Genomic DNA, 13,404 nt, shown 5'->3' on the forward strand with positions numbered 1-13,404 from the left:
ATCCTCTCCGGTGTGAAGGTCCGGTCGCGGACTCGAACGAACTCATAAGACCATTATCAGTTGCATACGAATGGAGAATATGACCGGTGACGTTGGAGTCCATCTGGACTCGACGCTATTCCTAGATTCACAACCCATCGAGATACTACACATCGAGGACGACCCAAGCTTCGCTGATCTTGTCGCGACCTTCCTCGAGCGCGAGCAAGACGCGTTTACCGTTCGCACCGAGACCGACCCCCGTGACGCACTTGCGATTCTCGAAGCAGATACCTGTTCAGTGGACTGTATCGTGAGCGATTATGATATGCCGGGTTTGGACGGTTTGGCCGTCTTAGAACGAGTGAGGGAGACCCACCCTGAAATTCCGTTTATCCTCTTTACCGGGAAAGGAAGCGAGGAGATAGCCAGCGAAGCCATCACAGCCGGTGTCACCGACTATCTCCAGAAAGCCGGCGGCACGGAACAGTACAGCGTTCTCGCCAACCGCATCCAGAACGCGGTCGGTGGGTATCGGGCTGAGCGATACATGAACCGTGGTCTTGAAGCCATCGAGACCGCCCAAGACGGGATCAGCATTCTCAACGAAGACGGCTACATCGAGTACGCGAACACCGCCTGTGCAGAGATACTCGGCTACACCCGTGAGGAGCTCATCGGTCTCCACTGGGAGACGTTCTATCACGACGACGATATCGATGACGTCTACGACGTGCTCCTCCCGGAAGCACGCGACGGCCGCTGGCACGGGACCACGACGTTCGTCCGGAAGGACGGCGCCAAACTCGACATCGAACACACGCTCTCGTACACCGAGGACAGCTCACTCATCTGTACACTCAGCCCACAAGGCGCAGCTACCGCCGACGAGTCGAATCTGTCCGCAAAAGAACAAGCGATGGACGAAGCGCCCATCGGAATCCTCCTGACCGACCCACACCAGGAGGATAATCCAATTATCTATGCGAACGAGGGGTTCACCGACCTCACTGGCTACGAGAAACGAGAAATTGTCGGTCAGAACTGCCGGCTTCTTCAGGGCGAGGGGACCACGGATGAACCAGTCCAGAAACTCCGGACTGCAATCGACAATCGTGAATCAGTGACCGTCGAGTTACGGAACTACCGGAAGGACGGAACAGAGTTCTGGAACCGTGTCCGCGTCGCGCCGCTGTTCGACGATGACGGAGAGCTAGACCTTTTCGTCGGGTTCCAGGATGACGTTACGGACCGTAAACAGTACGAGCAGCAGTTACAGTCCCACAGTGCACGGTTGGAGGCGCTGTTCGAACACTCCCCGGATATGTTCGCCGTCCATGACATCGACGGCGTGATTCGAGACGTCAATCAACGGCTGTGTGACGAACTCGGCTACACGGAAGCAGAACTTCTGGGTCGGACAGTCTGGGATATTGACCCGACAGCAGATCCCGCTCGGGCCTCTACGTTCTGGGATACGCTTCCACCAAATACTCCGCATCGATTCGAGGGGGAACTCGAACGAAAGGATGGGGCGACGTTCCCTATTGAGGTGCATCTCATCCGTCTGAACTTGGACGGGGAAGACCGATTCGTTGCGATGGACCGCGACATCAGCGACCAGAAGCGCCGCGAACGAAAGCTCGTCCAGCAAAACGAGCGACTAGACCGGTTCACGAGCGTCGTCAGCCACGATCTACGAAATCCGCTGCAAGTCACAGAGGGACGCCTCGAGTTACTGCGGGAGGACTGCGACAGCGATCAAATTGAGCACATCGACCACGCACTAGGCCGCATGGATGCGCTTATCGAGGATTTGCTAACACTCGCTCAGACCGGAGAGGAAGCGATGACGCTCGAACCCATCCAGCTATCGGACCTTGTCGAAACCAGCTGGGAGACACTGTCGGCGACAGATGCAATATTAAAGATTGAAACCGATCGGGCTGTCAAGGCCGACCGCGATCAGCTCCAGCAACTTCTGACCAACCTCCTTCAAAACGCTGTCGAGCACGGCGGACCAGCCGTAACAGTAACAGTTGGAGACACAGCGGACGGATTCTACGTCGCGGACGACGGAGCCGGTCTTCCTGAGTCAGCGAGAGAAGACGTGTTTGACGCCGGGTACACGACAGCTGATGACGGGACAGGGTTCGGACTCAGTATTGTCGAGGAGGTCGCCAGTAGACACGGCTGGACAGTTTCAGCCGCAAACAGTGCTAGCGGCGGTGCGCGTTTCGAGTTTGCAATCGAGTAACGGAACCGTTCTAATCGAAGGGTCTTGAGTGATGGAGAACATTATTTGACGGCTTTCCACCGTTATGCTCTCGTAGCGAAATCAGAATATTAGTAGAATCAGGGATATAACTAGTAGCCCGGGCAGAGATAGATATTCTTAGGTTCTCCTGCGAAGAGTTACGTTCGTTTTTCCCGGACGCCATTTCGGTCGCGAGTCTTATCCTCACAGTTCGGACAGACACGTGGGTTATCGACTGCGTCCGGCGTGAACACCCGTACATAGACCTCCGTCACGTGGCTGCCACAGTTCTGACACTCAGCCATGTCCGCAGAACCGCCTTTACCAATCATAGGCTTTCTGTCGTCACAGCACTGCGCCAGTAAACTCTTCATTAGCCCCCGGACGGTTATCTGGCGTTTAATCTCTGTCTTAGACGGCCACGAAGTAACCCCCGTAATTATATTGTCATTCGATGACACAGGTATTTTATATGTCGCTCACACGCCGGCAGTATCTCGGCCAGATCGGTCGCGTCGGCGGCGTGGGCGCTGCCGCAGTCCTGGGTGGCTGCGCCAGCAACCGGCAACCCGACACAGAGTCGGTATCCGTCCGAATCGGGTCGAAGCCATTCGTCGAGCAGAAGATTCTCGGGTATCTAGCGTACCAGCGACTGCAGTCAGTTGATTGGATTCGAGCAGTCGACGAAATTGGCTCCGGGAACTCGCTGTCGAACTGGGATGCGACGGCAGCGGGCGAGCAACACCTGTACTGGGAATATACGGGAACGGCGTGGATGCAGCTCCCGCCGCGTCATGAGACACGAATCACGGACCCCAACTCACTCTATGAGCGCGTGCAGTCGGATGCTCACTCCCAGCAACTCCAGCTGGCGGAACCGGCCTCGTTTTCGAACGAGTACGTTATCGTCGCCGACGCAACGTGGGCGGAACAGACCGGAATATCGACCATCAGTGAACTGGCAACCCATCTCCGCGACGTAGATCAAATCCCGGGAATAGCAGTTAACGAGGAGTTCTTTCACCGGCAAGACGGGTGGCCTGGACTTGCGTCGTATTATGATGTCAGGACGGAAGATAGAGAGCAACTCGAGTCCGAGACGTTCATCGTTACGTCCATCGGACTGACCTACGAGCTACTCGAGCAGGGCCGAGTCCAGATTGCAAGCGGATTCGCAACCGATCCCCAGCTCGACCGTTCCACGATTACCGTCCTCGAAGACGACCGTGACTACTTCCTTCCTTACCAACCGGCTCCAACTGCATACGCACCTCTCATCGACGACCATCCGGAAATTTTCGAGGAGCTCTCGCCGGTGGTTTCAGCGCTCGATAAACCGACGATGCGGAACCTCAACAAACAGGTGCTAATCGATGGAGACCATCCGTTTGCAGTCGCAACACGGTTTTTAAACGAGGAGGTAGCCGGCGATGCGTAGGTCACTGTCGGGCGTTCCAGTTCTCGGTACGCTTGTCGACGTCGTCCGGTCGTCGTTTCGGCGAAAGCTGGCAACCGCGTTGCTCCTCGTGTTCCTGGTCATCAGTATCGGCACAGTCGGCCTGTATGTGCAGGTCGGCGGACTGCTCGAAGAAAACGTCGAGCAGTCGATGACGGCGGCCGCCGAGACCGAAGCAAACGAATTGAGCGAGTGGAGTGAACGGAATCGGCTCGTTGTCCGACTCCTCTCCGAGCATCCCATCTACGAGAATGGAGACCGAGCCGACGTTCGAGCGTATCTACAGACCCAGCAAGAAGAACGACCAGACGCAGCGATCATCCGCGCCTACGTGATTGACCGGCGGAACCAGACCGTCGCGACGAGTACCAATCCCACGATGGAGGGGCGGACGGTCGGAAACCTCAGCTGGAGTGAACGGTTCTCCTTCCGGGATTTCGACGACGTCCAAGTGACCGAGCCGTACGCGGTGAACGATACGACGGTTATCGGCTTCATCTCACCAATCCGCCGGACACCGGAACAGTTGCTCGTCGTGGAGGTAGACACTGCAAGCGTTTTCGAACGGTTCGAACACCCTGTCGACAACGGGTTTACCCGAGTCGTCAACTCGAACGGGACCGTCGTCTTTAGCGATGATGCGGCGGCGACACTCACGCAATACCGTGATGGGGCTCGTCGCGCCGCCGCTGTCAGCAGCGGCCTTCGTGGGAATTCCGGGTTCACTGCGTCTCCAGCGTACGAAAGCCAAGTGGAGACAGAGGGAGAGTACGTTGCGGCGTATGCAGCGGTTCCGAACACCGACTGGGTCGTCATTGAGCATGCACCGGCCAACGATGCGTACGTCATTACTCGGCAAGCGCTCCGATGGATCGGTGGGATTGCAGTATTCACGTTACTCGCACTCGTCGGTGTCGTCAGCGTTCTCGGCCGGAACGTGACAGGAGCACTATCCCGACTCACCGACCGAGCGGAACGGATTGAGGATGGTCAGTACGATGTTGAGTTCGATACTGATCGTCCGGACGAATTCGGCGACCTCAATCGGACGGTAGCGTCGACACGGGACGCCCTGCAACAACGCATCGAGGAGATTCGCGAAACCAAGGCAGAACTCCAAGCCTCGAACACCGCCCTCGAAGAACGGTCTGAGATGGTGGACGTCCTGAACCGTATCTTACGGCACAATGTTCGAAACGAGGTGAACGTCATCACTGGCCGTGCAGAATTGGCTGCATCCCGCGTCGACGATGAGGAGGCACAGGCAGATCTGGAAGCCGTACAGAGTGCTGCGTGGGAACTCAGTACGATTTCGACGCGTACACAGCGCATCAAGCAGCTGCTCGCCGAAGAGGAAGCAGAACCTGAACCCATTCACCTGAACGAAGCACTAGCATCGAAGCTCACCGACGTCGAGGCTAGTACACCATGTGCGAGCGTCGAATTTGACCGGTGTACTAGCGACCCAGTAGTCGAGGCGCCACAGACCTTCCCGACAGCGGTCGCTGACGTCGTCGAACAGATCGCGACACACAACGATGGGAATGTAGAGATCACTGTTTCAGTAACCACCGAGAACACTGATTCAGATGGAGAGTCGGTCGTTCTCCGGGTCGACGATGATGCCAACGGGCTTCCAGCATTAGATATTGAGGCCGTCAAAGCAGGGGAGGAGACCCCGCTCAATCACGCGGAAGGACTAGCGCTCTGGTGCCTGGAGTGGACAGTAACGAAATCTGATGGAGAGCTACTAGTCGCACCCAATAACGCGACTCTCAAAGTCCAAATGACCCCCTCCTCGGCAGCCCCGTAGCCTGGTTTTAGACCTGCAAACGTCGTTCCGAGCCACGGCCAACCATCAACAGCGAGCGAAAGTGTGACTGGAAGTTACACACAAGTTAACCAACAGCCCACGATTTGGAAGTGGCTTGTTGGTTAAGTTTTTCAGCGCCCGCCGAGGGGCGGAGGCGCGTTCTGACCTCCGTCGAATGATGACTGAACCCTATCTCACGACGGTTCTTGAGGAAGCCGAGCGCGTTGCCGAGCAGCACGACCAGGTCGCCCGAACGACAGACAACCAAGCCCACGAGTACCTCCGATACGCCGTCCTCCGGGTGCTCGAAGGCGAGGCGGACCACCTCCCGGCGGACTGGACGCCGATCGACGGCGTGACCGTCGGTTACGGAAGCGACGAGGCGATGTTCGATAGCTGGGGCTCCAGCGAAGACTGGTGGGAGACCCTCCCGCCGCAAGAAGCGTGTACACGCTTCAGGGTGTTCTTCCCGGACGATCACCAGACGGTTCCCCGCGTCATCGTCGACGTGATGGCAGCACTCGGGGCGTGGCGTGTCTGGATCGGGAGCGCTGCCGTGTGCGGCTCCTACGACCATCGCGAGCGCCGCGAAGTCTACCTTTTGACAGCAAGAGAGTCCCCGCCGTTCGTGGCGGGTGTAAATCGCGTAAGCTCCGATGAGAACCACTGCGTTAATGCTGATCTTGATTCTCGAACGAGATGATTAGGTTCTACTTTCACCGTGGTTGGCTGACGTTCAAGTTCCAAACGAACATATCTGGAAATGGCTGATGAAGCGCACCAACACGTTCGCCGTGCGTCCCCTCTCCGATACGGGAGAGCAACTGCTACGGGACCTGTTGGACGCTTCTGCCGCTCTCTGGAACGAGATCAATTATCAGCGCCTCATGCGCTACAACGACGAAGACGGCTTTGAGGACGAGGACGTGTGGAACGCCGACACCGGCAGTCTCGAAGGCAAGTACAAAGGTGTGCTTGGCGCGTCCACCGCCCAACAGGTAATACGCAAAAACAGCGAAGCGTGGCGGGGGTTCTTCGATACAAAGAAGGCGTATCACGACGAGTCGAACACATCCGTTACGGAACACCCGGAACCGCCGGGCTTCCGTGGTAACAAAGACGATGGGCGTGTCCTCAAAGGCGTCATTCGCAACGACGCATACACGACTGAATGGGGCGAGCGGTCCCGACTTGAGATACTGGTCGGGAGCGAGTTGAAAGACAGATACGACCATACCGGGCGGCTCCGGCTGGAAATCGTTGGCGACCCGAATTGGCCCAACTACCAGAAGCAGGGCCGGTTGGACCTGTGGTACGATGAGACTGATTGCACCTTCCGAGCTTCACAACCCGTGACTATTACTGATGCACGGGCGACTCCACTGGCCGCAGAGAAGGCCGCTCTGGATATTGGTGCAAACAATCTCGTCGCCTGTACCACCACGACCGGCGACCAATACCTGTACGAAGGTCGGGACCTGTTTAACCGCTTCCGTGAGACAACGCGAGAAATCGCCCGGTTACAATCCAAGCTACAGGAAGGCCAATACAGTAGCAAGCGTATCCGGCGGCTGTATCGGAAGCGAACCCGCCGCCGCGACCACGCACAGGAAGCGTTGTGTCGTGACCTAATCGAACGGCTGTACGAGGACGGCGTCGATACGGTGTATATCGGTGGACTGACCGACGTGCTGGACACGCATTGGTCGGTCGAAACTAATGCCAAGACCCACAACTTCTGGGCGTTCAAGCAATTTACTGAGCGGCTGGCATGTACTGCTGAGGAATACGGTATCTCGGTGGAAGTCCGGTCGGAAGCGTGGACGAGTCAGGAGTGCCCGCAGTGCGGTTCAACAGACCAAACGAAACGACATCAGGACACACTAACGTGTCCGTGTGGATTCGAGGGACACGCCGACCTCACAGCGTCAGAGACGTTCTTGAAGCGGCACACAGAGAAGGCAGTCAGGCCGATGGCACGGCCCGTGCGGTTCCAGTGGGACGACCACAACTGGTCGGGGACACCACACCCTCACGAAAGTCCCAAAGAACAGCGCACAGACCCGAGTACCGTCCACCATGACGGGAATGTTGCCTCCGGCGAGTCGTAGACGGGATGAGACTCCCACGGAGGAAACCCCGGCGTAAACGCGGGGGAGGATGTCATCTGTGGCCGGAAGGCCATCCGGTCGAGGAAGTGCTCCACGAGCGGCGCAGTAGCCCGGCGGAAGCCGTCGCGCCGGACGGTGGCCGAACGGGCGACGTTCGCGACCGGCTAGTCGTCGACGAGAACGCAGAGTCACAGGACGATCTCGAGCCCCGAACGAAGCGTGCTGTCGCCGAAGCGATGGACGTCTCGCTCCTCTCGAAAGGTGGCCGCTACGAGGTGCAGTCCGCGTCCGGCAACAGGTACGAAGTCGACGTCATCGACGAATCGTGTACCTGTCCCGACTGGCAGCAGCGCTCACCCGAGGGCGGCTGTAAACACCTGCGTCGCGTCGATCACGAGATCAAACGGGGCCGTGTACCCCGACCAGACGGCCGGCTCCCAGCTGACTCGAACTAACCCTGAGTAACCAACAGGCCTCTCAGGACCACGCTTGCGTCGGGTGACTCAGTCAGTATCGGTCGTCCCACCGGTGGAATCCCATCCTTCAGGGGTGGGAGGAGGTCAAGGCAGCTCGCCAGTCACGTCAACTAGGTCCTCCTCGGTTTGCCAGCGATAGAGCCGTCCTTCTTGGTCAAATAGTTCGAAGACGCCGTCCTGCATCCACCCAAATGGGTGTTCTTCGTCCTCGTATTCTCGCTTGAGGACGTGACTTTTCGCGAAGAACTCCGTCGTACCGACGAGCAATCCCTGTTCTACAAGGAAGTCACTCGGCTCTTTCTCGGCGACACCGACGAGGTACGTCACGATGTCCGCGATGAGGCAGAACTTCTGAATGCTGTTGTCCCACTCGCCACGAATATCGACCATTCGGAACGCGTACGCGTTGGTACGCCGGTTGAGGCGGTCGACCACCAGATTCAGCCGTTGAATCGGTTCCCGGTCATAGTTTCCGAGGATGAAATACGACCGATCGTTCTCGTAGACTGGGGTTAACTCGCTTAATGCGTGGAGGACTTCCTCGTTGTCGGCCAGCGTTATCTCTTCCTCGTCAAGCTGGTCTTTGGCACTTCTGAGAACGTCTTCGGGAACGGGAGGCTCCTCCTCGGTCATTATGTGAGTGTCTCGTGGCGGAGAGATATGGTTTATGGAGTAAATCACTTGTTCAAGTAAAGGTAGTTTACTGTGGAGTGATTTACTCAGGGGTAAACTACTTGGCGCCCCATCGTGTACGATACAGTATGAGCACCGAACTGGGGACTGCTGAGGGGATGGAATCCCGCGAACTCGTCCACTTCGTCACCCAACAGACGCGGTTCGCGCTAATCAACAACATCCTCCAGCATCCCGAGCAGCTGCCCTCGATGTACGAGCTCGAGGAGCTCAACCCCAGCGTGAGCGACGCGACCGTCTACAAGCACATCCAGAAGCTCATCGACGCCGGCATCGTCAAAGAAGTCGCCCTCGATGATGACCAGCGCCGACAGGGCTACCCCTGGAAGTTCTACGGGCTCACCGAAAAGGGGCGGGCATTCCTCGACGACCACAACCTGCTTGCCGCAGAGGAAACGCTCCAGCAGATCTACGACACCATCTCAGACAAGCCTGAGAAGATGGTCAAATACGAGAACGCTCCCCGACCGGAAGAAGCGTAACTGCCGAACGTTCCACCCAAATTAACACTCGATCAGGATTCGATTTTGTAGTCAGCCGCCAGTTTCTGAAACTCGTCCCACTCCGGGAGCCGGTCGTCGTCGACCTCGCCGTGCGTCTCGAGGTAGCGGAGCAAGGCGTCGATTTCGTCTTCGAGACCATACTTCGCCGCCTGCTCTCGGAGGTCCGCCTCGTCGACGTCGACGTGGCTGAGCAGGAGGAGACAGTACGAGCGGTGGCGGCTGCCGTCGTCGATCAGTAGTGTGTGACAGCAAAGTTCCGCCGGCGAGACTGCGTCAAGATCCTCGGAGTAGAAGTAGTAGCGATGGCCGGTGAGCAGGAACTGGAGGTCATAGGCCGCGAATCGAGCGAGGCCGGTTTCGTGGAACGCCGCCGCGTCGATCTCCGTCTCGGTCTGGGCGAGGAATTCGTCGTAATCCTCCCAGAGAATCGTCCCCTTCGGGGCGACGGCTTCGAGGCGCTGGCGATGCAGCTGGTGTGCGAGTTCACGGGCGAACGCGTGGAGGCGGTCGAAGTCGGCGTTGAACTCGTAGTGGCCGTCGGCCGTCCCGACGAGCCCACGGTCACGAAACCGCTTGAGGACGCGGTTAACCGTGTTGCGGTAGTTGTCGCTCCGGTCAGCGACTTCGGAGACGGTTCGCGGCTGGTCGAGGTAGTACAGCACCTCGAGTGCCTTGCCCGTCAGCAGTTCGGGGAAGTCGATGTGGGAGTGCTGGCGGACGAGGTCCTGGTAGAGTTCGACGGCGCGAGCATCCGACGGGACGACTCGTTTTCGCCGGCCATCGCGTTCCGTGTAGACGAGCCCTTTCTCGACGAGGTCGGCGACGGCACGAGAGAGGTAACTCTCGCTGTGGTCGAGCTTCGTCGCGAGTTCGGAGATCGTGTCGCCGCGGTCGACCGTGGCGAGGACCTCGAGTTCGATGCGCCGGAGCACAGTGTAACATAGTACGAAACCTATATATAAATAAGTTTCGAGTAGTGTTACAGCCAGCGGTCGCGAGAACTGTCTCCATCGACTTAACCAACAAAACTATGGATTCGTGGGGCGTGTTGGTTAACACGAGAAGAGCCGATGTCCTACGAACCCCCGACCCCACCGGCGAACCTTCCGACGGAGATCGTCAACACGCTCAACGAGTCGGACCCGGAGCAGCTCCGAGACGTTGCGACGTACACTGAAGCGCTCGCCGAGCACAAGGAACGAGAGACCCGTCTCGAGGAGTCGGCAGATCAAGAAGAGGTCGAAGAGCGACCGGACGATCTCCCGGACGACGTCCCTGCCAAAGCGACGATCACGATCAAGGAGATCAACGACAACCGCTACTACTACTGGCAGTGGCGGGAGGGCGATACGGTGACGTCAAAGTACAAAGGACCGGTCAACCCAAACGAATAGCCCCAGACATTCATCAGTGATGCCGGTTGCTAATGGGCGGCGAAAGGCCGACCCATGCCCATCGAAGTTGAGTGTGATTTCTGTGGTGAGACAATCTCAAGACCTCCGTCGGTAGTGGAGCGTGCAGAGCACCACTTCTGCGATAAGACGTGTCAGGGGAATTGGCGGTCTGAACAAAAGGACAACAGAGTCGTCCTCCAATGCGACTACTGTGGGACGGATTTCAAACGATACGAGTGGAATCTCAAAGACGATCAGACAAACCATTTCTGTAGCAACGAGTGTAGAGGACGATGGCAGATAGAAAATCGTCCACAGACAGAATGTACAAACTGCGGCGAGACAATCGGGCGGATTCAGTACGATATCGAATCAGCTGATCGCCATTTCTGCAGTCGAGACTGTCAGTGGGAATGGCAGCAGGAGACAGCTACGTACGATTGGGAATCAACCCCGAACTATGGACCGCTATGGAAAGAGCGGCGTGAACAGGTCTTAGAGCGAGATAATCGAACCTGCCAGGGGTGTGGCCATAGCGAGAACGAGCTCGGATATACGCCGCGAGTACATCATATTCGGCCGTTCGCGGAGTTCGATGAGGATGAGGTCGAAGCTGCTCACGATCCATCGAATCTGGTCTCGCTCTGTGAGCCTTGTCACGCCAGGTGGGAAGGCGTCCCGCTTCGCCCGAAATTGCTCTGAGAACAGGTCCGGAGGAAGGGACCTCACTCAGAACAGAACTCGACGAGATGCCGCAGAATTGGATGGCCCGGTCAACCCGGACGAGTAAAACTCGATGATGGAGGACACCCACCCCACGTTTCCGTCGTAACTGGATGTTGGTGGAGGGGGTGACGCTGATTTCGAAGGGACCACACCCCCCGTGTTTCCGTCGTTTCTCCACGACGGCGTAGGGAGAGGCTACGGTAGTGCAATACAGCCACTAATTCTGTTGAGCTAGAATGAATCTAGAGATGAACTAACTTCTGCAACACATAGATTAAAGTGGTATAGCTGAAAAACGCTCATTAAGTGTACTTCGACCAAAGAGAGGGGGCGAAGTACTTCGCCCCCTCAGATGAAACGATCCTTTCCAGCTGCTTCTGTAGACGGCCAGTATTGGACGGCTAGGCCGCTCTCGTCTTTGGTATCTCGTCGTAGATGTCTTCTTCGAGTCCCCTCCCCACCTGTTCGGTGATTACGACGGAAACGTGGGGTGTGTGGGTTCGGGATTCGACATCGAGGCGACGCTTCCGTCTACGGGTTTCCTCTCTCACGTCGGAAACGGGGCTATATTGTCAGCAATCCAATTCCACCGAATTACGGCATTTTCCGGCTGATATCGGACAAGGAACGTCGGAAACGTGGGGTGGCGTTCTCCACTAGATTTATACTCCCCCCGCTCACACCGTGTGATATTCAATGACGCCCGACTCTTCACCCAGTTCTGTCGACGATCCACTCTTTGAATCCGGGCATCGTATCTTCGCGAACAAGGATCTCCTGAAAATCGGCCACGTGCCGGAGGCTGACCGGATCGTCGGTCGCGACGAGGAAATCTCGAAGCTCGCGAAACGTCTCAACGGTGCTGTCCACGGGTACTCCCCGGAAAACGTGATGATCTACGGGAAAACGGGGACCGGCAAATCTCTCGTTTCAAAACACGTCTGTCAACGAGCTCAAAATGCCGCTCAGGATGGCGTCGAGATTGGAACAGCGTATATCGACTGTGCTGAAGACAATACTGAAACCCAAGCAATCTCCTCACTTGCCGCGAAGCTGAACGATGAATCTTCGACTGGAATCTCCGTCCCCCATACCGGCCTCAGTACGTCGAAATACTACAAACTCCTCTGGAAGACGCTCGACGCTCAATTCGATTCTGTGATCATCATCCTCGACGAGATCGATCTGATGAACGACGACAGCGTGTTGATGAAGCTCTCGCGCGCTGAGGAGGCGGGGAAAATCGACTGTAGCGTCGGCGTCATCGCGATCAGCAACAAGATCCAGTACGTCGACAACGTGAACGAGCGCGTGAAAAGCAGCTTCCAGCACAAGGAGCTGTTCTTCAAGCCATACGACGCCAACCAGCTCCGGGAGATCATGTTCAACCGCGAGGACGCCTTCCAGGATGGCGTCCTTTCCGAGGACGTGATTCCGCTCTCGGCGGCCTTCGCTGCGCAGGAACACGGCGATGCTCGGAAGGCGATCGACATTCTTCGTCACGCCGGGGAGGTCGCCTACGAGGCCGGAGCAGAGCAAGTGACGGAGGAACACGTCCGCCAGGCACAGCAACACGCCGAAAAGGACCGGTTCAGAGAACTCGTGAACGGCGCACCCACGCAGGCGAAGGCGGCGTTGCTGGCACTCACGGAACTGAGTGTCAACAGTAACGACGATGCGTTCCTCACGAGCCGGGTGTACGACCAGTACGAACGTATCTGCAACCATCTCGATATGGATATCCTCTCAGTCCGTCGGTTCCGCGACATCCTGAAAGAGCAGGCCTTCCTCGGGGTTGTCGAAATCGAGAAGATCAACAAGGGGAGTGCGGGCGGCATCCACCTCCAGAACCGACTCATCGAAGATCCCCAGGTTGTCCGCGAAACGATCCTCGAGGACAGCCGGATGCAGGACTGGACTCGCGAGTAGTGACCCCCTACTACTGAGTGGGTGCGGACGACGGAAATCCGGGGTGGGGCGTGAGGAAACGACGGAA

General features: G+C 57.3%; 11 protein-coding genes and 2 pseudogenes. 10 read left to right on the forward strand and 3 right to left on the reverse strand.

The annotated features are described in order from the left end of the window. Positions 1 to 79: 79 nt before the first annotated feature. The 6 genes and pseudogenes from EDM04_RS02965 to EDM04_RS02990 all read left to right on the forward strand — a co-directional run. Complete coding sequence (locus tag EDM04_RS02965; protein WP_123619655.1) at positions 80 to 2,236, forward strand: PAS domain S-box protein; 2,157 nt, start codon at positions 80 to 82, stop codon at positions 2,234 to 2,236. A gap of 472 nt (positions 2,237 to 2,708) precedes the next feature. Beyond that, a complete protein-coding gene (locus EDM04_RS02970) occupies positions 2,709 to 3,674 on the forward strand; it encodes a glycine betaine ABC transporter substrate-binding protein (RefSeq protein ID WP_164471071.1) in 966 nt (321 codons plus the stop codon). Continuing rightward, complete coding sequence (locus tag EDM04_RS02975) at positions 3,667 to 5,505, forward strand: HAMP domain-containing protein (RefSeq protein ID WP_123619657.1); 1,839 nt, start codon at positions 3,667 to 3,669, stop codon at positions 5,503 to 5,505. The genes EDM04_RS02970 and EDM04_RS02975 overlap by 8 nt, the downstream gene beginning before the upstream one ends. 178 nt (positions 5,506 to 5,683) lie before the next feature. Then, positions 5,684 to 6,127: pseudogene (locus EDM04_RS02980) on the forward strand (hypothetical protein); the annotation flags it as partial. 148 nt (positions 6,128 to 6,275) lie between these two features. Further along, positions 6,276 to 7,616, forward strand: a complete 1,341-nt coding sequence (locus EDM04_RS02985; RefSeq protein WP_123619658.1) for an RNA-guided endonuclease TnpB family protein — start codon at positions 6,276 to 6,278, stop codon at positions 7,614 to 7,616. 53 nt (positions 7,617 to 7,669) lie between these two features. Then, a pseudogene (locus tag EDM04_RS02990) lies at positions 7,670 to 8,071 on the forward strand (hypothetical protein); the annotation flags it as partial. A 105-nt stretch (positions 8,072 to 8,176) separates the two neighbouring features. Here EDM04_RS02990 and EDM04_RS02995 read toward each other — a convergent pair. Further along, positions 8,177 to 8,725 (reverse strand): hypothetical protein, encoded by a 549-nt coding sequence (locus EDM04_RS02995; RefSeq protein WP_123619659.1) that lies wholly within the window; start codon positions 8,723 to 8,725, stop codon positions 8,177 to 8,179. A 128-nt stretch (positions 8,726 to 8,853) separates the two neighbouring features. Between EDM04_RS02995 and EDM04_RS03000 the strand changes: the two genes are divergently transcribed. After that, the gene (locus EDM04_RS03000; RefSeq protein ID WP_123619660.1) at positions 8,854 to 9,267 is read left to right on the forward strand and encodes a MarR family transcriptional regulator; all 414 of its coding nucleotides are present in this window, start codon (positions 8,854 to 8,856) and stop codon (positions 9,265 to 9,267) included. A gap of 32 nt (positions 9,268 to 9,299) precedes the next feature. On the opposite strand, the gene EDM04_RS03005 is transcribed toward EDM04_RS03000, so the two are convergent. Further along, on the reverse strand, positions 9,300 to 10,220 hold the full coding sequence (locus tag EDM04_RS03005; RefSeq protein WP_123619661.1) for a MarR family transcriptional regulator: 921 nt from the start codon (positions 10,218 to 10,220) through the stop codon (positions 9,300 to 9,302). Positions 10,221 to 10,358: 138 nt separating this feature from the next. Between EDM04_RS03005 and EDM04_RS03010 the strand changes: the two genes are divergently transcribed. Further along, entirely contained in the window at positions 10,359 to 10,682 is a 324-nt protein-coding gene (locus EDM04_RS03010) for a hypothetical protein (protein ID WP_123619662.1), read from the forward strand. A gap of 495 nt (positions 10,683 to 11,177) precedes the next feature. Here EDM04_RS03010 and EDM04_RS18930 read toward each other — a convergent pair whose 3' ends face one another. Then, positions 11,178 to 11,303 (reverse strand): hypothetical protein, encoded by a 126-nt coding sequence (locus EDM04_RS18930; protein ID WP_277424138.1) that lies wholly within the window; start codon positions 11,301 to 11,303, stop codon positions 11,178 to 11,180. Between EDM04_RS18930 and EDM04_RS19085 the strand changes: the two genes are divergently transcribed. Then, positions 11,256 to 11,384 carry a hypothetical protein gene (locus EDM04_RS19085; RefSeq protein ID WP_285254222.1) on the forward strand — a complete coding sequence of 43 codons (129 nt, stop codon included), beginning with the start codon at positions 11,256 to 11,258 and terminating at the stop codon, positions 11,382 to 11,384. The genes EDM04_RS18930 and EDM04_RS19085 overlap by 48 nt on opposite strands. Positions 11,385 to 12,104: 720 nt before the next feature. Next, the gene (orc4, locus tag EDM04_RS03020; RefSeq protein ID WP_049908454.1) at positions 12,105 to 13,337 is read left to right on the forward strand and encodes a DNA replication protein Orc4; all 1,233 of its coding nucleotides are present in this window, start codon (positions 12,105 to 12,107) and stop codon (positions 13,335 to 13,337) included. Positions 13,338 to 13,404: the final 67 nt, after the last annotated feature.

The sequence above is a fragment of the Halorubrum sp. CSM-61 genome, assembly GCF_003781945.1.
In the GTDB taxonomy this organism is placed as follows: Archaea; Halobacteriota; Halobacteria; order Halobacteriales; family Haloferacaceae; genus Halorubrum.

Excerpts from the sequence above, each read along its gene's own strand:
- EDM04_RS02965 (WP_123619655.1), top strand. The coding sequence starts at position 80 with ATGACCGGTGACGTTGGAGTCCATCTGGACTCGACGCTATTCCTAGAT.
- EDM04_RS02970 (WP_164471071.1), top strand. The coding sequence starts at position 2,709 with ATGTCGCTCACACGCCGGCAGTATCTCGGCCAGATCGGTCGCGTCGGC.
- EDM04_RS02975 (WP_123619657.1), top strand. The coding sequence starts at position 3,667 with ATGCGTAGGTCACTGTCGGGCGTTCCAGTTCTCGGTACGCTTGTCGAC.
- EDM04_RS02985 (WP_123619658.1), top strand. The coding sequence starts at position 6,276 with ATGAAGCGCACCAACACGTTCGCCGTGCGTCCCCTCTCCGATACGGGA.
- EDM04_RS02995 (WP_123619659.1), bottom strand. The coding sequence starts at position 8,725 with ATGACCGAGGAGGAGCCTCCCGTTCCCGAAGACGTTCTCAGAAGTGCC.
- EDM04_RS03000 (WP_123619660.1), top strand. The coding sequence starts at position 8,854 with ATGAGCACCGAACTGGGGACTGCTGAGGGGATGGAATCCCGCGAACTC.
- EDM04_RS03010 (WP_123619662.1), top strand. The coding sequence starts at position 10,359 with ATGTCCTACGAACCCCCGACCCCACCGGCGAACCTTCCGACGGAGATC.
- orc4 (WP_049908454.1), top strand. The coding sequence starts at position 12,105 with ATGACGCCCGACTCTTCACCCAGTTCTGTCGACGATCCACTCTTTGAA.